This window comes from Streptomyces sp. NPDC043896 (assembly GCF_056435605.1).
Genome location: NZ_JBWKEE010000006.1, coordinates 348211 through 367882, shown reverse-complemented (window position 1 = coordinate 367882; position 19672 = coordinate 348211). Strand labels below are relative to the sequence as shown.

Genomic DNA, 19672 nt, shown 5'->3' with positions numbered 1-19672 from the left:
TTCTGGCGTTGATTTTTGGCACGCTGTTGAGTTCTCAAGGAACGGACGCTTCCTTCGTACTCACCCTCTCGGGCTTTCCTCCGGGCTTTCGTTCTGTGTTCTTGCGTTTCCGACTCTATCAGACTCTTTCGTGTCCGATTTCCTCGGTGCTTTCGAGGTCCTGCGCTTTCGCGCTTTCCCTTTCCGGCAGTTCCGACTCTATCAGAAGTTTTCCACCGGATTTCCCGGCTTCGGCTTCCTGAATGAGGAGTCGACTGTGCCCCACGGGAATTCAATTCCATTGGGGGCGAGAAAGATTTTAAACCATCACTGCCGAACTTGTCCAGTTCGAGGCAACCGTTCGAATCTACCTCCCCACAGCGGCCGTGTCAACGGTCTGCGGGACGACGAGGAGACTAGCAGCTCAGCTGCCTTGTACGCACATCAGGCCGCCGTCGGGAGGGTCGCGGTGCGGTCCGCCTCCTCCACGTCTCCCACCTCCCCGGCGCGCGAGGCGCGGCCGCCCAGGACGTAGACGTAGACGAGGAAGGCGGCCTCCGCGACGACGCCGATGGTGATGCGGGCCCAGGTGGGCAGGCCCGACGGGGTCACGAAGCCCTCGATCAGGCCGGAGACGAAGAGCACCACCGCCAGGCCGATGGCCATGCCCAGGGCGGCGCGGCCCTGTTCCGCGAGGGCGGTGCGGCGGGTGCGGGGGCCCGGGTCGATGACCGTCCAGCCGAGGCGCAGGCCCGTCCCTGCGGCGACGAAGACGGCCGTCAGTTCCAGGAGGCCGTGCGGGAGGATCAGGCCGAGGAAGACGTCGAGGCGGCCGGCCGAGGTCATCAGGCCGAGCCCGACTCCGAGGTTCGCCATGTTGAGGAAGAGGATCCACAGGACCGGGAGCCCGAGGAAGGCGCCGAGGACCAGGCAGACCGCGGCGGCCTGGGCGTTGTTCGTCCAGACCTGGGCGGCGAAGGAGGCCGCCGGGTGGCTGGAGTAGTAGGTCTCGTACCCGCCGCCCGGCCGGGTCAGCTCCTTCAGGTGCTCCGGGGTGGCGACGGCGCTCTGGACCTCGGGGTGGGTGGCTATCCACCAGCCGATGAGCACGCCGAGGGCGGTGGAGAGCAGTGCGGTGGGTATCCACCAGCGGCGGCTGCGGTAGACGGCCGCCGGGAAGCCCTCCGTGAAGAAGCGGGCGGCGTCGCGCCAGCCGGCGCGACGGGTTCCGGTGACGGTGGAGCGGGCGCGGGCGACGAGCTGGGTGAGGCGGCCTGTCAGCGCGGGGTCGGGGGCGCTCGACTGGATCAGGGAGAGGTGCGTGGAGGCGCGCTGGTAGAGGGCGACGAGTTCGTCGGCCTCCTCGCCGGTGAGGCGCCGGCCGCGGCCGAGGAGCTGCTCCAGGCGGGCCCACTCCGTCTGGTGGGCCGCCACGAAGACGTCGAGATCCATCCGGTACCGCTCCCCTGCCCCTGGCCACCCGATACGGCTTACTTCTCCTGCGGTCAGCTTGGCAGACTGGGGTGGACAGGGGCGGGTCAGGTCGGGGAAAGGTGCACTCGGTGAGCGATCTGGTGACGGGGGACGCGGTCGTCCTGGGTCTGCGGCCGGCGCGGCTGCCGAGCCGGGCGCTGGCCGTCCTGCTCGACCTGGTCGTGTACTTCATCGGGTACGCGGTGGTGACCGTCGCTCTGGTGTGGGCGACCTCGGACCTCGACGACGCCGCGCAGGCCGCGGTGGCGGTGGCGAGCTTCCTGCTGGTGCTGGTCGGGGTGCCGATCGCGGTGGAGACGCTGAGCCACGGCCGTTCGCTGGGGAAGCTGGCCTGCGGGCTGCGGGTGGTGCGGGAGGACGGCGGGCCGATCCGGTTCCGGCACGCGCTGGTGCGCGGGGCCATGGGGGTCGTGGAGCTGCTGATCACCTTCGGGGCGGTGGCGTGCATCGCCTCGCTGATGTCCGAGCGCGGGCGGCGGCTCGGGGACGTGTTCGCGGGGACGCTGGTGATCCGGGAGCGGGTGCCGGCGGCGCGGGTGATGCCGGTGCCCCCGCCGCCGCCGTGGCTGGCCGGGCAGTTCGCCGCGCTTGACCTGTCGGCGGTGCCGGACGGGCTGTGGCTGGCGATCCGGCAGTACCTGACGCGGATGAACCAGCTGGACCCGCACACGGGTGCCGCGATGGCCGTGCGGCTCGCTGACGACGTGGTGGCCCGGACGGGGACCCCGCCGCCGGCCGGGATCCCGGCCGCCGCGTTCCTGATGGCGGTGGTGCACGAGCGGCAGTCGCGGGACGCCGCCCGGGCCTTCGGCCAGGCCCCGGGCGCAGCTCCGGCGCCGGCTCCGGCGCCGGCCCCGTTCCCCGCCGTCGGCTCCGTGCCGATGCCCGGCTCGGTGGCCGCGCCCGCGCCCGCTCCCGCCGTGGTTCCCGTCGCGCGGCCCGTGGCTCCGCCGGCTCCCCCGCGCGGGACCGGGTTCGCGCCGCCCGGCTAGCTAGTCCTCGAAGCCGTCGGATTCCTCGGGGTCCTCGAACGACGACGGCGGGGTCTCCAGGTGTTCGAGTTCGATGCCGGGCGCGGAGAGGACCACGTCGCCCGCGATGTGCACGGTGTGCACCTCGCCCGTGTCCAGGGCGGTGACCTGGTACTCGTCCACCACCAGCGGGCCGCTGTCCGTCGGGTGCTCGGCGCGTGAGAGCAGGGCCCAGGCCTGGTCGACCGTACGGGGGGCCAGGACCGGGTCGGTCAGGGCGACGAGCCGGATCCGGGTCGCCGGGGCGCCGGGGGTCAGGCGCAGCAGGCGGGCCGTCGCGATGAGGAAGGCCGGGGAGCTGCCGGTGAAGCCGGGGGCGGCGACGTTGCCCTCGGTGGCTTCGGCTCCGGTGGGGTCGGTGCGGACCCAGGTGACGCCGTCGATGGCGGCGCCCCGGACCTGCCAGCTCGCGGCGTTGGCCTCCAGCCGGATGGGGCGGCCGAGTGCGTCGACGGCAAGGTCGAGCGAGCCGCGGTGTTCGCCGTCCGGAGTGGTCAGCTGGGCGACGTAGCGCCAGCCGGAGGGTCCGGGGGCGCAGTGGAAGTGCTCCTCGCCGAGGGGCGTGTGGTCGTGCGGGTCGTGGAGCGAGTAGCGGCCGCGGGGCATGGCGTCGGGTCCTTGGGTACGGGGCAGGCCCCCGGCGCGGTGCCGGGGGCCTGCCTGGAGTGCTGCGGATCCGCTGGGATCAGTAGCGGTAGTGGTCGGGCTTGTACGGGCCCTCGACCTTGACGCCGATGTACGCGGCCTGCTCCGGGCGCAGGGTGGTGAGCTTGACGCCCAGCGCGTCCAGGTGGAGGCGGGCGACCTTCTCGTCCAGGTGCTTGGGCAGCACGTACACGTCGGTCGGGTACTCGGACTGCTTGGTGAAGAGCTCGATCTGGGCCAGGGTCTGGTCCGCGAAGGAGTTCGACATCACGAACGACGGGTGGCCGGTCGCGTTGCCCAGGTTGAGCAGGCGGCCCTCGGACAGCACGATCAGGACCTTGCCGTCGGGGAACGTCCAGGTGTGGACCTGCGGCTTGACCTCGTCCTTGACGATGCCCTCGACCTTGGCCAGACCGGCCATGTCGATCTCGTTGTCGAAGTGGCCGATGTTGCCCACGATCGCCTGGTGCTTCATCCTGGCCATGTCGGAGGCCATGATGATGTCCTTGTTGCCGGTCGTCGTGACGAAGATGTCCGCGATCTCCACCACGTCGTCCAGGGTGGCGACCTGGTAGCCGTCCATCGCCGCCTGCAGCGCGCAGATCGGGTCGATCTCGGTGACGATGACCCGCGCGCCCTGGCCGCGCAGCGACTCCGCGCAGCCCTTGCCGACGTCGCCGTAACCGCACACGACCGCGACCTTGCCGCCGATCAGCACGTCGGTGGCGCGGTTGATGCCGTCGATCAGCGAGTGCCGGCAGCCGTACTTGTTGTCGAACTTCGACTTCGTCACCGCGTCGTTCACGTTGATCGCCGGGAACAGCAGGGTGCCCTCGGCCATCATCTCGTAGAGGCGGTGGACGCCGGTGGTGGTCTCCTCGGTCACGCCGCGGATCTCGGACGCGAGCTGCGTCCACTTCTGCGGGGACTCGGCCAGGGTGCGGTTGAGGAGCGTGAGGATGTGGGCGTATTCCTCGGAGTCCGCGGTGGACGGGTCCGGGGCGGCGCCGGCCTTCTCGAACTCGACGCCCTTGTGGACGAGGAGGGTGGCGTCACCGCCGTCGTCGAGGATCATGTTCGGGCCGCCGGTGGGGGTGTTCGGCCAGGTCAGCGCCTGCTCCGTGCACCACCAGTACTCCTCCAGCGTCTCGCCCTTCCAGGCGAAGACCGGGACGCCCTGCGGGTTCTCGGGGGTGCCGTTCGGGCCGACCGCGATGGCGGCGGCCGCGTGGTCCTGCGTCGAGAAGATGTTGCAGGAGGCCCAGCGGACCTCGGCGCCGAGGGCGACGAGGGTCTCGATCAGGACGGCCGTCTGCACGGTCATGTGCAGCGAACCGGTGATGCGGGCGCCGGCCAGCGGCTGCGCCTCGGCGTACTCCTTGCGGATCGACATCAGACCCGGCATCTCGTGCTCGGCCAGGGTGATCTCCTTGCGGCCGAAGGCGGCAAGGGAAAGGTCGGCGACCTTGAAGTCCATGGGTGCTGCTCCTCATGGGTCGAGAGGTGGGTACGGCTGGGCCGTGCACGGGGCTGGCCGGTGCACTGAGCACAGTCCGCCGCGGGGCCCTCTCTCCCCTCGGCCGGTCACGAGGACCGCCCGACCGCCATCAGCAGCGACGCCTGACACTGATGACGAATCTACACCGATCGGCGCAGCGGTCCCCAGTGGGGACGGGAACAAGTCGTGGCTCGTTTTCGGGCCGTCCGGCGGAAGGTTCGGGGCCTTTCGGACTTTTGATCCACCGCTTACCTGGTGGAGGATGCCGGTGGATCGGTTCGTACGCGCGATCTCGCGGACCACGGCGTGAAGGAGATTCAAGTGACCAGTCCAGCCGGCCCTTCCGGTGGCGGCGGCGCGAGCGGCGGCAAGCGCCTGAAGCTGCTCGCCGTCACGGCGTGTCCCACGGGGATCGCGCACACCTACATGGCCGCCGAGAAGCTCCAGCAGGCCGCCGCCGAGCTCGGCGTGGACATCAAGGTGGAGACCCAGGGCTCGATCGGGGCCGAGAACGTACTCTCTGACAACGATGTCAGAGAGGCGGACGGCATCATCATCGCCGCCGACAAGGAGGTCGACCGCGAGCGCTTCGCCGGCAAGCGGGTCCTGTCCACCGGCGTCGCCGACGGCATCCACCGGCCGAAGGAGCTGATCGAGCGCGTGCGGAGCGCGCCGGTGCAGACGGGCGCGGCCCCGGCGGGCGGCGCGGACGGCGGCGGCGGCGGCAAGGAGCGCAGCCTCGCGTACAAGGCGCTGATGAACGGCGTCTCGTTCATGATCCCCTTCGTGGTGGTCGGCGGTCTGCTGATCGCCATCGCGCTGGCGCTGGGCGGCCACGCCACGGCCGAGGGGTACGCGACGACCCCGGGCACCTTCTGGGACCACCTCTTCCAGATCGGCGTCCTCGGCTTCACCCTGATGATCCCGATCCTGTCCGGCTACATCGCGTACGCCATCGGCGACCGGCCGGCGCTGGTGCCCGGCATGATCGGCGGGTTCATCGCCAACACCGGCGCCCTCTACGACTCGAAGTCGGGTGCGGGCTTCATCGGCGCGATCGTGACGGGCTTCCTGGCCGGCTACCTGGTCCTGTGGATCAAGAAGGTCAAGGTCCCGAAGGTCGTCCAGCCGATCATGCCGATCATCGTGATCCCGATCGTGGCCACGACGGCGCTCGGCCTGTTCTTCATCTACGTCATCGGCAAGCCGATCTCCTGGGTCTTCGAGAGCCTGACCTCCTGGCTGTCCGGCATGACCGGCACCAGCGCGATCCTGCTCGGCGCGCTGCTCGGCCTGATGATCGCCTTCGACATGGGCGGTCCGGTCAACAAGACGGCCTTCCTCTTCGGTACGGGGCTCATCGCCTCCGGGAACTACGCGGTCATGGGCATGTGCGCGGCCGCCATCCCGGTGATGCCGCTGGGCCAGGGCCTGGCGACGCTGCTGCGGCGCAAGCTGTACTCGGAGCAGGAGCGCGACACGGGCATGGCGGCGCTGTTCATGGGCGTCTTCGGGATCTCCGAGGGCGCGATCCCCTTCGCCGCGGCGCGGCCGGCGATCGTGATCCCGGCGAACATGCTGGGCGGCGCGGTGGCCGGTGCGATCGCGGGCGTGGCGGGCGTGGGCGACCACGTGCCGCACGGCGGTCCGATCGTGGCGGCGCTGGGCGCGGTCAGCGGGGTGGCCTGGTTCCTGATCGCGATCGCCATCGGCACGGTGGTCACGGCCCTGACGACGAACGCGCTGATCGAGATCAAGGAGCGCCGGGGCGGGAAGGCCGCTCCGGCCGGGGCCCCGGTGCCGGAGCCGGTGCTCGCCGGTGTGGGCGCCGGAGCCACGGCCGCCCCAGCGGCCGGGACCGCGGCCGCTGGGACGGCCGTGCGTGCCGGGGCGGCGCCGGCTCCGGCTGCCGCCGGGGACGCGGAGCCCGAGGTGCTGTCCGGGTACCTGACCGGGCGGACCGTCAGCACGGAGCTGGCCTCGGACACCAAGGAGGCGGCGATCCGCGAGATGGCGGGGATGCTGGCCGGCACCGGGAACGTCCTGGACGTGGACGAGCTCGTACGGGTGGCCCTCGCCCGGGAGGCGCAGGGCACGACGGGCCTCGGGGAGTCGATCGCGATCCCGCACGCCAAGACGGACGCGGTGGCCCGTCCCACGGTCGGCTTCGCCCGGTCCGCCGAGGGCATCGAGTGGGGCGCGCTGGACGGTACGAAGGCCCGGCTGGTGTTCATGATCGCGGTGCCGGAGGCCGCTGCCGGGGACGAGCACCTGCGGATCCTGGCGCTGCTCTCGCGCAAGCTCATGGACGGCGACTTCCGCGCGCGGCTCCAGTCGGCGCCGGACGGGCCCGCGATCCTCGGGGTGCTGAGCGAGATCCGGTAGCCGCCGTCCGGCCGGCGCGCGCCCGGGCCCCCGTACCCCTGCGGTACGGGGGCCCGGCGCCGTTCGGGGAGTGTCCGAATCGGTATGTGCGGACCTGGCACACCAGGGCCCCGGCGGCGTGGGGCGTTCCGGCGTCGACCTACGATGCAAGGCAGGCATATCGGAAGGGACGAAATGGAACACAGGCCAGGACGCAGGCGCGGGATCGCGGCGATCGTCCTGCTGGTGCTCGGAGCGGTCATCCTCGGTGGGGTGACGGTGGCGAAGGCCGTGAACCCGCCGTCGCGGTACACGGAGGGCAGGGCGGTCGGCTGGCAGATGGCGCCGACCTACACCAACGGGGAGAGCATCTACCTGGAGCCGGTCGCCAAGCGCAGCCTGCGGCGTGGCGACATCGTCCTCGCCTCCGTTCCGTGGTCCCTGCAGAAGACCCAGATGAACCGTGTCGTCGCCGTCGGCGGGGACCGCATCCGGTACAAGCCGAGCAGCAAGATCACCGGCCAGTACCGCCTGGTCCTGAACGGTGAGCCGCTCGACGAGCCGTACCTGGAGCAGTGGAAGAACCCGTCGGCGGTGGCCTTCGACGTGAAGGTGCCCAAGGGCCACGTCTTCCTGATGGCCGACAACCGGATGAACTCGGACGGCTCGCAGTACGCGAACAACGGCCCGGTGCCGGTGAGCAAGGTCGCCGCGAAGGTCGTGACGTACCCGATGGCGAAGCTGGCCGTGTGGGGGCAGCTGGCCGGCGCGCTGGTGATGGCGGTCGGCGCGGGGCTGGGCCTCGTGTCCCGGCGGGTGCGCGGGCGGGCCGTACGGGCGGCCGTTCCGGTCCAGGCGAAGGCGCCGGAGCTGCGCGGGCCGGCGCACGCGGGCGCGGAGGCGGGCGCGGGGGCGCCGGCCGAGCGCGCGGACGTGCAGGCGTAGCGGGGACCGTACGTACGAAGGCCCCCGCAGCCATCGGGCTGCGGGGGCCTTCGCGTGCGCCCGGCGGGCGCGGGCCGGTCAGTGGCCGGCGGCCTTGGCGGCGTCCGGGTTGTAGATGTCCGGCTCCAGGTAGATCACGCGGGCGATCGGGACGGAGGCCCGGATGCGGGCCTCGGCCGCGTTGATGGCGTTGGCCACCTCGGTCGCGGTGTCGTCGGCCTGGACGGCGATCTTGGCGGCGACGAGGAGTTCCTCGGGGCCGAGGTGGAGGGTGCGCATGTGGATGACGCCGGTGACGGTGTCCCCGTCGACGAGCGCTTCCTTGATCTTCTCGACCTCGGCGGTGCCGGCGGCCTCGCCCAGCAGCAGGGACTTGGTCTCCAGCGCCAGGACGACGGCGATGACGATCAGCAGGACGCCGATGCAGAGGGTGCCGATGCCGTCCCAGACGCCGTTGCCGGTGAGCAGGGCCAGGCCGACGCCGCCGAGGGCGAGGACGAGGCCGACGAGCGCGCCGAGGTCCTCAAGCAGGACGACGGGCAGTTCGGGGGCCTTGGCGCTCTTGATGAACTGCTTCCAGCTCTGGCTGCCGCGGCTCTCGTTGGACTCCTTGATCGCGGTGCGGAAGGAGAAGCTCTCCGCGATGATCGCGAAGACGAGCACGCCGACGGGCCAGTACCAGGCCTCGATCTCGTGCGGGTCGTGGATCTTCTCGTAGCCCTCGTAGATGGCGAACATGCCGCCGACGGTGAAGAGCACGATGGAGACGAGGAACGCGTAGATGTAGCGCTCGCGCCCGTACCCGAAGGGGTGTTGCGGGGTCGCCTCGCGCTGGGCCTTCTTCCCGCCGAGGAGCAGCAGGCCCTGGTTTCCGGAGTCGGCGACCGAGTGGACGCTTTCCGCGAGCATCGACGAGGATCCGCTGAAGAGGAATGCCACGAACTTGGCTACAGCGATGGCGAGGTTGGCGGCGAGTGCCGCCACGATCGCCTTGGTACCGCCCGACGCGCTCATGGTTGCTGGGTGTCCTTCCTGGCCACTGGCTTACGGCCGCACATTGTTGCAGCTGTCGGTGCGGCCGTCGCCCCGTCAGATGACGACCGTGGCCCGGAAGACGGTGCCGGTACCGGACAGTTCGGTCTTTTCGCCCGCCGGTACGAAGACCGACTCGCCCGGGGCGAGGGCCAGTTCGCCGACGCGGGGCGCGCCGGCGGTGCACAGCAGGATCTGCGGGGTGTCGTCGGGCAGGCCGCGCGGAGCGCCCCCGGGGGCCAGGACGTGGCGGGAGAGCCGGAATTCGTCGATGGGGGTCTCGTAGACCTCCTCGCCGTCGCCCTCCGGGCGCAGGACACCGGGGGCGCTCGGCTCGAACACGACGACCTTGAGCAGCTCGGGGACGTCCACGTGCTTGGGCGTCAGGCCGCAGCGCAGCACGTTGTCCGAGTTGGCCATGAGCTCGACGCCGAGGCCGTCGATGTAGGCGTGCGGGATGCCGGCGCCGAGGAACATGGCCTCGCCGGGCTGGAGCCGGACGTGGTTGAGGAGCATGGCCGCGATGACGCCCGGGTCGCCGGGGTAGTCGTGGACGAGTCCCGCGTACGGCTCGTACGCGCCCCCGAGGCGCTCGGCGGCGGCGGCCGCCTCGGCGACCGTACGGGCCATCTCCTCGCGGTCGGCGGTGAGGACGGCGGTGAGGACCTCGCGCAGGGCCGCCTCTTCGGGGTGGGCGCGCAGCAGGTCGACGTACGGCTTCAGGGAGTCGACGCCGAGGCCTTCGAGGAGGTCCGCGGCCTCCTGCGGGGGGCGGAAGCCGCACAGCCCGTCGAAGGGGGTGAGCGCGCAGATCAGCTCGGGCTTGTGGTTGGCGTCCTTGTAGTTGCGGTGGCCCGCGTCGATCGGGAAGCCCCGGCGCTCCTCGTCCTCGAAGCCGGCCCGGGCCTGCGCGAGGTCGGGGTGGACCTGGAGGGAGAGGGGGGCGCCGGCCGCGAGGACCTTCAGGAGGAAGGGCAGGCGGGGGCCGAACTTGGCGACGGCGGCGGAACCGAGCTCGCCCTCGGGGTCGGCGGCGATGACGGCGGCCAGGGTGGTCTCGCCGTCTCCGCGGTCGAGGCGGGAAGGGGCTCCGGGGTGGGCGCCCATCCACATCTCGGCCTGGGGCTCACCGGTCGGCTCGACTCCGAGGAGGGCCGGGATCGCGGTGGTGGATCCCCACGCGTAGGGGCGGATCGTGTTGGTCAGGCGGTCCATCGTCGTCGTCTTCCTGGATCTGGATGCGGTGCGGGCACGGGTGTGTGCCTCAGCTGTGGCCCCGGCCCGCCAGCGCCAGGTAGGCGGTGGCGAAGTCCGTGACGGCGAGGAGTTCGGCGAGCTGTTCCAGCTCCCCGCCCTCCTCCGGTTCGAGCTCGCTGATGGCCGTGTCGTGGCTGAGCGCGAGCTCGCGCGCGGCCGGGGCGGCGGAGAGCCCGCCGGTGGGCCGGTCGCGCAGCAGGACGATGCGGGCGCGCAGGGCCTGGGGCTCCTCGACGCGGTCCCGGAAGAAGTCGTCGGGGTCGGCGCCGGCGGCGAAGGAGCCGGCCAGCAGCACGCCGTGGGCGGGCAGCGCCTCGGGGAGGGTCGCGGCGAGCGCGGGCCGCCCGGCCAGCTCGGCGAGGGTGGCGGCGAAGCGGCGGCCGGCGGGGCCGGCGCCCTCGCCCTCGCTCCAGATGAGGGGGAGCGAGTCGGCCAGCTCGGCGGCGAGGGTCTTGGCCGGGTTGGAGTACGTGGCGATGGCCGGGCCGCAGCGCTCGGCGGTCCGGTCGAGCCGGTCGGCGACGCGCTGGAGGGCCTCGGGGGCCGCGCCGATCAGACCGACCTTGTCGAGGAGGACCAGCAGCGGGGTCAGCAGGGCCCACAGGGCACCGGGACCGGCCGCGGCGGACTCGTCGTACTCCTGGTACGGGGCCTTGGCCATCGGTACGAGGACCCCGTGCGCGCCGTCCACCGCCTCGCTCAGCGGTGAGCGCTCGGGGGCGACGGCGACCACGGCGCAGCCGCGCCGGTAGGCCTGTTCGGCGAGGACGGCGAGGCCGGGCTCGGTGCCGTCGGTGGTGGCGATGAGCAGCAGGTCCACCGGGCCCGCCCAGCCGGGCAGGGTCCAGCGCAGGGCCCCGGCGGCGTGCGCGACGCCGGTGGGGTGCAGTCGGATGACGGGGGCGGAGGCTCCGGCGAGGGCCCCGAGCAGGTCGGCGACCCCGGTCGCGGCGGTGCCGGGGCCCGCGATCAGCACGGCGCGGGGGCGACCGTCGGGGCGCAGGTCCGCGAGACCGGCCTCGGTGGCGTGCCGGGCCGCGGTGCGGACCCTGGCCCCGGCCTCCGCGGCGCCGCGGAGCAGGCCGCGGCGGTCGGCACGGGCGAGATCGTCCGGTGCGTCGAGGAGTGACTCGTCGAGCATGGGGGCCTCCGGCGGTGTTGACGGATCCAGGCTGGTCGAGCTGGGGAGCGGGCCGGGTCAGGCCGGGCGGCGGGCCTCGTCCACGAGGAGGACCGGGATGCCGTCGCGGACCGGGTACGCGAGACCGCAGTCCTCGCCGGTGCAGATCAGCTCGGGTGCGGTCTCGTCCGCCGAGTTGTCCTGGAGGGCAGCGTGGCAGGCGGGGCAGGCGAGGATCTCCAGCAGGCCGGCTTCGAGCGGCATGGGCGGTTCCCTTCGGGGATGCGGATCGCGGATCGCGGATTGGGCGAGGTCAGCGTACCGCCGAGTCACCTGCGGTGCGGCTTGAAGGGGGCCGGGCGCCGCCCGGCGGCCCGTGTCGCCCTGCCGGGCGGGGTCCCCCCGGTTCGGGTGCGGGTCCTCCCCCAGACTCCGTCCGGGGGGACCCCCAGGGGGCTCTGCCCCCGGGCCCCCGCTCCTCAAACGCCGGCGGGGCTGGATTTCGCCGGCCCGGCAGGGTGCGCGGCTCCGCCGGACTGGGCGGCAGAGCCGGCCTCCGCCCGCCGCCTCCGGGGAGGCGGCGGGCGGAGGCCGGGGGCCGTCAGGCGCGGACGAGGGCGAGGACCTCGTCGCGGATCTTGGCCAGGGTGGCCTCGTCGCGGGCCTCCACGTTGAGGCGCAGGAGCGGCTCGGTGTTGGAGGGGCGCAGGTTGAACCACCAGTCGGCGGCGGCGACGGTCAGGCCGTCCAGCTCGTCGAAGGTGACGCCGTCCTGGCCGGCGTAGGCGGCCTTGACCTCGGCGGTGCGGGCGGCCTGGTCGGCGACGGTGGAGTTGATCTCGCCGGAGCCCACGTAGCGGTCGTACTCGGCGACGAGCCCGGAGAGGGGGCCCTCCTGGCCGCCGAGGGCGGCGAGGACGTGGAGCGCGGCGAGCATGCCCGTGTCCGCGTTCCAGAAGTCCTTGAAGTAGTAGTGCGCGGAGTGCTCGCCGCCGAAGATCGCGCCGGAGGCGGCCATCTCGGCCTTGATGAAGGAGTGGCCCACGCGGGTGCGGACGGGGGTGCCGCCGTTCTCGCGGACGACCTCGGGGACCGACCACGAGGTGATCAGGTTGTGGATGATCGTGCCGGTGCCGCCGTTGCGGGCCAGCTCGCGGGCCGCGACCAGGGCGGTGATGGCGGACGGGGAGACGCCCTCGCCGCGCTCGTCGACGACGAAGCAGCGGTCGGCGTCGCCGTCGAAGGCGAGGCCCAGGTCGGCGCCCTCGGCGAGCACACGGGCCTGGAGGTCGACGATGTTCTTCGGGTCGAGGGGGTTGGCCTCGTGGTTCGGGAAGGTCCCGTCCAGCTCGAAGTACATGGGGACGAGGTCCAGCGGGAGGCCCTCGAAGACGGTGGGGACGGTGTGGCCGCCCATGCCGTTGCCCGCGTCGACGACGACCTTCAGCGGGCGGATGGCCGTCAGGTCCACGAGGGACTTCAGGTGCTCGGCGTAGCCGGCGAGGGTGTCCTGCTCGGTGATGGTGCCCGGGACGGTGCCGGCGGGGATCTCCGGGGCGCCCTCGTCGGTCCACTTCTCGGCGAGCTCGCGGATGGTGGCGAGGCCGGTGTCCTGGCCCACGGGCGCGGCGCCGGCACGGCAGAGCTTGATGCCGTTGTACTGGGCCGGGTTGTGGGAGGCGGTGAACATGGCGCCGGGCAGGTCCAGCTTGCCGGAGGCGTAGTACAGCTGGTCGGTGGAGCACAGGCCGATCAGGGTGACGTCGACGCCGCGGGCGGCCGCGCCCCGGGCGAAGGCGGCCGACAGGCCGGGCGAGGAGGGCCGCATGTCGTGACCGACGACGATCGCCGTGGCTCCGGTGACCTCGACGAACGCAGCACCGAACAGTTCTGCCAGGGGCTCGTCCCACTCGTCCGGTACGACACCGCGTACGTCGTATGCCTTGACGATGTTCGAAAGATCTGCGGCCACTGCCTGCCCTCCTGAAGGTTCTGTGCGGTGGAGCAAACCTACCTTGTACGGAGAGCGGCTTTTCAGACGATCCGTGTGTCAGGAATCGGGCGAACGGAGGACGCGCAGGTGTCCTCGCCGCGTCTCTCCGGCCACCGGGGCACCCGGTCGGGACCCGCCGGCCTCGGCCGCGCGCTCGGGCGGACGGGCCGCTTCACGGACGGCGTTGGCCAGGGCTTCGAGGTCGTCGCCGCTGGGGCGCGACGGGCCTGATCCGTCCGACAGGCGTACGACTTCCCAGCCGCGCGGGGCGGTCAGGCGCTCGGAGTGCTCGGCGCACAGGTCATAGCAGTGGGGTTCGGCGTAGGTGGCGAGCGGGCCGAGAACTGCGGTCGAGTCGGCGTAGACGTACGTCAGTGTGGCGACGGCAGGGCGGCCGCACGCGGTGCGCGAACAGCGACGTACAAGGCTCACGACGTTGGACGGTACCGCACTCTTGACCGGGCCGCGACGACTCGCCCCCCGGCCACTCCCCCGTGTCGTACTCCGCCCGTGCTCCCCGGCGGGTGACGAAGAGGGGCATCGAGTCCGTAATGCGGCCCGATCTTGGCCGGATCGTTCGGGCGGTGACATCGCGGCGACACCAGGTCGTGACCGTATCGGGTCCTGGCCGGTACGTGCGGGCTACCCTGCGGGGGTGACGGACAGTGCCCTTCCCCCCCGCCCCGCGGTTCCCGCCGCGGCCCCTTCCGAGCCGCGGCCGCGGCGGCGCGACCGGCACGGCCGGGGGATGCGCGGGCCGCTGGCCCCGCCGCAGGTGCCGCTGTCCGCGAGCCGGGCGGAGCTGTTCGGGGACCTCGTACGGGATTCCGTGGAGCGGCTGGAGCGTCGCTGGACGCAGCTGGCGGAGGTCGAGTTCGTGATCGCGGACGTGCCCGGGCCGCCGGGAGGACCGGACGCGGGCTGGAACGACGAGGCCGTCCCGCTGGGCGGGCTGGTGGAGGCCCGGGACGGGAGGCCCGCGCGGATCGTGGTGTTCCGCAGGCCGGTGGAGATCCGGGCGAAGACGCGGGACGAGCGGGCGCTGCTGGTGCACGAGATCGTGGTGGAGCAGGTGGCGGAGCTGCTCGGGCTGTCCCCGGAGACGGTGGACCCCCGGTACGGGCAGGACTGAGGCCCCGCCCGTACCCCGGCCAGGCGGCCCCGTTCAGGTAAGCCCAGGCCCGGGGCGGCCCCGGTTCAGGGCGGCCCCGGCTCGGGGCGGCCCCGGTTCACGGCAGCAGGATCGACGGGTCCTCGGCGGCCTTGGGCACCGACACCGTGGAGCGGTCGTCCCCGAAGGTCTGGACGGTGAACATCGGGATCCCGTCGTGCGGCAGGGTCAGGGTGCGGGCCGCGTGGACGGGCCCGCCCGACAGGGTCTCGACGGTCAGGGCGTAGGGGCCCTTGCCGCCCGAGGGGGCGGGTGCGGGGGCCACGGCGCGGGTGGTGCCCGCCGTGAGGGTGAGCTCCTGGACGGCCGGTGTCCCGCCCCCGGCGCCCGGGGAGGCGGTGACGCGGACCCGGGCGTCGGCGCCGGAGGCCGTGAGGGTGAGGACGGTGGCCTTGTCGTCGGCCCGGTTGTCGGCGACGGTGGCCCGCTCGCCCACGGGGGTGCTCGCCGGGACGAAGCCCACCTCCTGCTTGGCGCCGGTACCGCGGACCACGCGCAGGGCCGCGACCACGGGTACGGCCTTCTTCGGGTCGGCGGGGGCCAGCAGCAGGGAGCCGGCCTCGCCCCGGGTGACGTCGCCGAGGTCCAGGCCCGCGGTCATCCCGGCCTTGAGGTGCAGCCGGTCCTTGCCGGCCGGGCTGATGGTGCCGGCCGGGCCGGACAGCCGCACGGTGAGGTCGGCGTCCTCGTCGCCGGGCGTGAGGGCGACCAGCCGTACGGAGGTGGCGTCGGCGGGGATGCCCGGCAGGACCAGGGTGTCCGCCGGGCCGGCCGATGCGGGGAGCCAGTCGGTGCCGGTCCCGGCCTCGGCGACGTGGGCGGAGGCGCCGACGCGGCCGGAGCGGGCCGTCACGTGGGCGGTGGCGTCCACGAGCCGGCTGTCGGGGAACAGCTGGGACAGCGACACCTTGGCGGCGGAGCGGGGGTCGACCTCGATGACGGGGTCGGCGGTGCCCGGCTTGTCCTTGAGGAGCCCGTCGGGGCCGTGGAGCCTGATGGTCACCTCGGCGACGGTGTCGTCCGGGTTGGTGAGGTGGACGTGGTCCTGGCGTTCCCCGGCCGTGCTGACGCCGGGGAACCAGAAGTCGGTGCCGGGTGCGGTGCAGGCGAGTCCGAGCAGGCCGCGGGCCTGGCCGACGGCGACCTTGGTGGTCTGCTGGGCGGTCCAGCCGGGGGCCAGGGCGCCTTCGGCGGCGCCCGTCAGCGCGGGTGCCTCCGCCCCGGAGGCGGTGGCCGCGACGGGCCTGCCGGGCTCCTTGGGTTCCAGTACCGCCTTGTCCTCCTTGGTGGTGAGCCGGGCCGTGCCGGCGCCACCGGGGGTGCCGGGGGTGAGGGAGGTGTACGTGGTCTCGGCGATGTCGGAGGAGCTGGGCGCGGGGCACACCAGCACGGACCGTTCCACGGGCATCCGGGCGGCGTCCGCCCCGGGGGCGCCGCCGGCCGGGGTGGCGGCCGGGGCGGTGAGGAAGGCCAGTCCGGTGACGGCGGCCAGTGCCGCCGTCACCGCCGCGAGCGTGAGGGGGGCGCGCTGCTTCACTGCTGGTGGCTCCCGTCCGGACGCGGGTCGTGCTGTCCGTAGGTGTCGTACGGCTGGTCGTGGCGCTGGTCGTACGCGGAGGGGTGCTGCTGTTGCCGCGGGAACTGCGGCTGTGCCCCGGGGTGGGGGTACTGCGCGGGGTACTGCCCGTAGGCGTCGTACGCGGGCTGCTGCTCGTACTGCTGCTGCCGGGGTTCGTACGGGTAGGGCTCCTGGTAGGCGTACGACTCCTCGCCGTAGACCTGCTGGGCGGGGATCTGCGCGTACGGGTCGACGACCGCGTCGGCGGAGGCCGGTTCCGGCTCGGGCTCGGCCGCGGCGGCGGTCCGGCGGGCGCGGCGGCCCTGGCCGGGGAGGTCCGCGCGGTCCCCGGGGGCGGGGGCGGGGCCGGTGTCCTCGGGGAGGTCGTCGTCGAGGCGGGCGCGGCGGCCCGGCAGGGCCATCACCAGCAGGAGCAGGGCGAGGGAGCCCTGGGTCCAGTGCCAGGCGGTGCGGGGGAAGGCGTCCTGGTGGACGAGGTCGAGGTGGCCGGCGTCGGTGGGCAGGGCGAAGCCCTGGGCCCAGCCGTCGACCGTCTTCGGGGGCAGGGGTTCGCCGTCGAGGGTGGCCCGCCAGCCCGCGTCGGCGCGGTCGGCGATGCGCAGCGTCCGGCCTTCGGGGCCCGCCGGGATGTCGGCGTGGGCCTCGACGGGACCGGCGTCGACGGTGATCGGGGCGGTCTGGCCCTGCTGGCCGGGGACGATCGAGACGCGGGAGGTCAGGCGTTCGACCTCCCAGAGGGCGGTGCCGTCGTTCTGGTGGCGCTGCTTGAGGCCGGGGGTGCCGTCGAGGACGCGGCGCACGGGGGCGGAGCCACCGGGCGGGATCATCACGTAGCGGACGGCGAAGGCGCTGAGCTGCTCGGACTGGTTGGCCCCGGCGCCGGAGACCAGGCTGGAGACGGCTTTGGCGAGACGGGGTTCGGGGCCGGCGGCGGTGAGGAGCTCTCCGTCGCCGAGGCGTGCTCCGGAGCCGCGGACCAGGGCGTAGGAGACGGTGGCGGGCGAGTCGCCGGCGAGGACCAGGGTGCGGGTGCGGTTGGTGTCGTTGGAGTGCTCGGCGACGACGGCCGGGACCTGGACGGGGTCGCGGCGCTGGAGCGGTCCGTCGGCTCCGGCCGCGGCCCAGGCGGCGGCGAGGAGCAGGGGTCCGGCCGCCGCCGCGGCGGCGACGAGGGCGGCGAGCGGCTGGCGCCAGCCGAAGCTGCGGGTGGCGACGCGGTACTTGGCGCCGTCCGCGCCGAGGACGGCGGCGGCGAGCAGCGCGAGCCCGTACAGGAGGGTGCCGGGGCCGGCCCAGCCGGTGCGGTTCAGCAGGACGGCGAGGAGCAGTCCGGCGAGGGCGGCGGCCCAGGCGGTGCGGACGGCGAACCGGCGGTCGGCGCGGAGCAGGGCGGCGAGGGCGGCGAGGAGGATGCCGGCGAGGAGCAGCGGGCCGGTGGTGCCGGGGCCGCCGGGGTTCGCGGCGAGGAGGCCGAGGGGGGTGGCGGAGCCGGTGCCGTAAGGGAGTCCGGCCTCGCGCAGGAAGCGGCCCGGGTGGGTGAGCAGGCCCAGGGACCAGGGGGCGAGGACGGCCAGGGGTACGGCGAGGGCGGCCAGGAGACGGGGGGCGTACGTCTTCCAGTGCGCGCGGCGCGTGAGGAGCGCGGCGGTGCCGAGGACGGCGGCGAGGGGCCAGACGACGGGGGTGAAGGCGGTGGCCAGGGTGAGCAGGAGGGTGTACGTCCACACCGCGCGGCGGCCGCCGCCCGCCTCGGGGCCGGCGAAGCCGTGCGCGGTGACGGCGGAGCGGGCGATGAGGGGCAGCAGTACGGCGAGGACGGCGGTGCCGAGCCGGCCCCCGGCGAGGGCTCCGGTGACGGCGGGGAGGAAGGCGTACGCGACGGCGGCCCAGGCGCGCAGGAGGCGGGAGGTGACGAGGGGCCGGGAGGCGAAGTAGGCGGTGAGGCCGGCGAGCGGGACGGAGCAGACGAGGAGCAGGGTGAGGGCGGCCTGGGTGGAGCCGAGGAAGAGGGCGGACAGTCCGGCGAGGAGCGCGAGGTAGGGGGGTGCTCCGGCGGTGGTGCCGGTGCCGACGGGCTGCCAGTCGCGGGTGTGGGCGTGCCAGAGGGCGGCCGCGTCGGCGGGGGCGGGGAGCAGGGCGCCGCCCATGAGGCTGCCGCCGCCGATGAGGGCGCGGCAGGCGACGAGGGAGACGAGGAGCAGGCCCGCGAAGAGGGCGGGTGAGGGGTTGAGGGCGATCCGCCTGAGCCGGCCGGGCCGGCCGGGGTCGAGGTGGCCGGCGTCGTCGCCGCCGGGTCCGGCGCCGAGGGCTCCGCCGTGCCGGCCTGCGGGGGCGGGGTCGCTGTCGCGGCCGGAGCCGAGGTAGGCGGCGAGTTGTTCGGCGCCGGCGCGGAGGGTGGCTCCGGGCGCGGGGAAGAGGGGGCGCAGTTCGGCGGCCGCGACGGCGGGGCGGCGGCGGTTGCGCCGGGCGGTGAGGATCCGGCCGGGGCGGAGCAGGGTGGCGAGAAGTCCGGTGAGCTCGTCGACGGCCTGGCCGGGGGCTTTGCCGACGAGGTAGCCGAGGGTGCGCAGCAGGGTGCCGAGGACCAGGCGCAGCAGGACGTAGGGCAGGGCGCGGCCGGGGGTGTTGGCCAGCAGGGTGTGGACGGCGCCTGCTTTGTCGACGCGGTGGGGGCTGACGGCGGAGCGGCCGGCGCAGTCGACGGTGCGGCGTTCGCGGGAGGCGGCTTCGGCGTGGCGCAGGACGGCGTCGGGGGCGACGAGGACGGTGTGGCCGGCGCTGTGGGCGCGCCAGCAGAGGTCGACGTCGTCGCGCATGAGGGGCAGGCGGCGGTCGAAGCCGCCGAGGGCGTCGTAGACGTCGCGGCGGACGAGCATGCCGGCGGTGGAGACGGAGAGGACGGGGCGGACCTGGTCGTGCTGGCCCTGGTCCTGTTCGCGGCGGTCGAGGCCGGTCCAGCGGCGGCCGCCGCGGGCGATGGTGACGCCGGCTTCGAGGAGCTGCTTGCGGTCGTACCAGCCGCGGAGTTTGGGGCCGATGACGGCGGCGTCGGGGTTCCCGTCGGCGACGCGCAGCAGTTCGGTGAGGGCGTCGGGTTCGGGGGCGCTGTCGTCGTGGAGCAGCCAGAGCCACTGGACGGGTTCGCCGTGGGGGAGGTCGGGGAGGTCGTAGGCGTCGTCGCGCCAGGTGCGGCTGACGGGGTCCCAGCCGCTGGGGCGCTTGAGGTAGGGGAGTTCCTCGGGGGTGAGGGTGCCGGCGCTGCGGGCGGCTTCGTCGACGGCGGCGCCGAAGCCGGTGCGGCGGGCGAGGTGCAGGACGCGTTCGTCGCCGAGGGCCTCGGTGAGGAGGCGGGCGGAGTCGTCGGCGCTTCCGGTGTCGGCGGCGACGTGGTTCTGGGCGGGGCGTTCCTGGGCGAGGAGGCCGGCGAGGGTCTCGGGCAGCCAGCGTGCTCCGTCGTGGGCGACGAGGACCGCGGTGACGACGTGCCGGGGGAACTCGGGGGTGGCGGCCGTCTGTGGGGAGGCCGTCGAGTTGCTGTGCAGGGACATCGCGGTACGGGCCCTC

General features: G+C 73.7%; 16 protein-coding genes. 5 read left to right on the top strand and 11 right to left on the bottom strand.

Annotated features, from left to right (window positions below; all coding sequences use genetic code 11):
* On the top strand, window positions 1-242 hold a 242-nt coding region (locus AC069X_RS11785; protein WP_478727564.1), incomplete at its 5' end, for a hypothetical protein.
* Window positions 243-423: 181 nt separating this feature from the next.
* Here AC069X_RS11785 and AC069X_RS11780 read toward each other — a convergent pair.
* Window positions 424-1431, bottom strand: a complete 1008-nt coding sequence (locus AC069X_RS11780) for a stage II sporulation protein M (protein ID WP_478727562.1) — start codon at window positions 1429-1431, stop codon at window positions 424-426.
* 110 nt (window positions 1432-1541) lie between these two features.
* Here AC069X_RS11780 and AC069X_RS11775 point away from each other — a divergent pair, with 110 nt between their 5' ends.
* Complete coding sequence (locus tag AC069X_RS11775) at window positions 1542-2465, top strand: RDD family protein (RefSeq protein WP_478727560.1); 924 nt, start codon at window positions 1542-1544, stop codon at window positions 2463-2465.
* On the opposite strand, the gene AC069X_RS11770 is transcribed toward AC069X_RS11775, so the two are convergent.
* Together AC069X_RS11770 and ahcY are read right to left on the bottom strand one after the other, a co-directional pair.
* A complete protein-coding gene (locus AC069X_RS11770; RefSeq protein WP_478727558.1) occupies window positions 2466-3110 on the bottom strand; it encodes a hypothetical protein in 645 nt (214 codons plus the stop codon).
* Between the two features lie 79 nt (window positions 3111-3189).
* A complete protein-coding gene (gene ahcY, locus AC069X_RS11765; protein ID WP_478727556.1) occupies window positions 3190-4626 on the bottom strand; it encodes an adenosylhomocysteinase in 1437 nt (478 codons plus the stop codon).
* A gap of 342 nt (window positions 4627-4968) precedes the next feature.
* Between ahcY and AC069X_RS11760 the strand changes: the two genes are divergently transcribed.
* Together AC069X_RS11760 and lepB are read left to right on the top strand one after the other, a co-directional pair.
* Window positions 4969-7032, top strand: coding sequence for a fructose-specific PTS transporter subunit EIIC (locus AC069X_RS11760; protein ID WP_478727554.1), 2064 nt, complete (start codon window positions 4969-4971; stop codon window positions 7030-7032).
* Between the two features lie 174 nt (window positions 7033-7206).
* The gene (gene lepB / locus AC069X_RS11755; protein WP_478727552.1) at window positions 7207-7956 is read left to right on the top strand and encodes a signal peptidase I; all 750 of its coding nucleotides are present in this window, start codon (window positions 7207-7209) and stop codon (window positions 7954-7956) included.
* 78 nt (window positions 7957-8034) lie between these two features.
* Here the strand turns inward: lepB and AC069X_RS11750 are convergent, their stop codons facing one another.
* The 6 genes from AC069X_RS11750 to AC069X_RS11725 form a co-directional block, all read right to left on the bottom strand.
* Window positions 8035-8970 (bottom strand): cation diffusion facilitator family transporter, encoded by a 936-nt coding sequence (locus AC069X_RS11750; protein ID WP_478727550.1) that lies wholly within the window; start codon window positions 8968-8970, stop codon window positions 8035-8037.
* A 75-nt stretch (window positions 8971-9045) separates the two neighbouring features.
* Window positions 9046-10203 (bottom strand): mannose-6-phosphate isomerase, class I, encoded by a 1158-nt coding sequence (gene manA / locus AC069X_RS11745; protein WP_478727548.1) that lies wholly within the window; start codon window positions 10201-10203, stop codon window positions 9046-9048.
* 49 nt (window positions 10204-10252) lie between these two features.
* Window positions 10253-11386, bottom strand: a complete 1134-nt coding sequence (locus AC069X_RS11740; protein WP_478727546.1) for an SIS domain-containing protein — start codon at window positions 11384-11386, stop codon at window positions 10253-10255.
* A 57-nt stretch (window positions 11387-11443) separates the two neighbouring features.
* Window positions 11444-11629, bottom strand: a complete 186-nt coding sequence (locus AC069X_RS11735) for a Trm112 family protein (RefSeq protein WP_478727544.1) — start codon at window positions 11627-11629, stop codon at window positions 11444-11446.
* A 337-nt stretch (window positions 11630-11966) separates the two neighbouring features.
* On the bottom strand, window positions 11967-13337 hold the full coding sequence (locus AC069X_RS11730) for a phosphomannomutase/phosphoglucomutase (RefSeq protein WP_478727542.1): 1371 nt from the start codon (window positions 13335-13337) through the stop codon (window positions 11967-11969).
* 78 nt (window positions 13338-13415) lie between these two features.
* Complete coding sequence (locus tag AC069X_RS11725) at window positions 13416-13790, bottom strand: DUF3499 domain-containing protein (protein ID WP_478727540.1); 375 nt, start codon at window positions 13788-13790, stop codon at window positions 13416-13418.
* Between the two features lie 223 nt (window positions 13791-14013).
* On the opposite strand from AC069X_RS11725, the gene AC069X_RS11720 reads away from it, so the two are divergent.
* Window positions 14014-14490 carry a metallopeptidase family protein gene (locus AC069X_RS11720; RefSeq protein WP_478727538.1) on the top strand — a complete coding sequence of 159 codons (477 nt, stop codon included), beginning with the start codon at window positions 14014-14016 and terminating at the stop codon, window positions 14488-14490.
* Window positions 14491-14587: 97 nt separating this feature from the next.
* Here AC069X_RS11720 and AC069X_RS11715 read toward each other — a convergent pair whose 3' ends face one another.
* Both AC069X_RS11715 and AC069X_RS11710 read right to left on the bottom strand, forming a co-directional pair.
* Window positions 14588-16066, bottom strand: a complete 1479-nt coding sequence (locus tag AC069X_RS11715) for a DUF5719 family protein (protein ID WP_478727536.1) — start codon at window positions 16064-16066, stop codon at window positions 14588-14590.
* Window positions 16063-19656, bottom strand: coding sequence for a glycosyltransferase family 2 protein (locus AC069X_RS11710; RefSeq protein WP_478727534.1), 3594 nt, complete (start codon window positions 19654-19656; stop codon window positions 16063-16065). The genes AC069X_RS11715 and AC069X_RS11710 overlap by 4 nt, the downstream gene beginning before the upstream one ends.
* Window positions 19657-19672 lie beyond the last annotated feature (16 nt).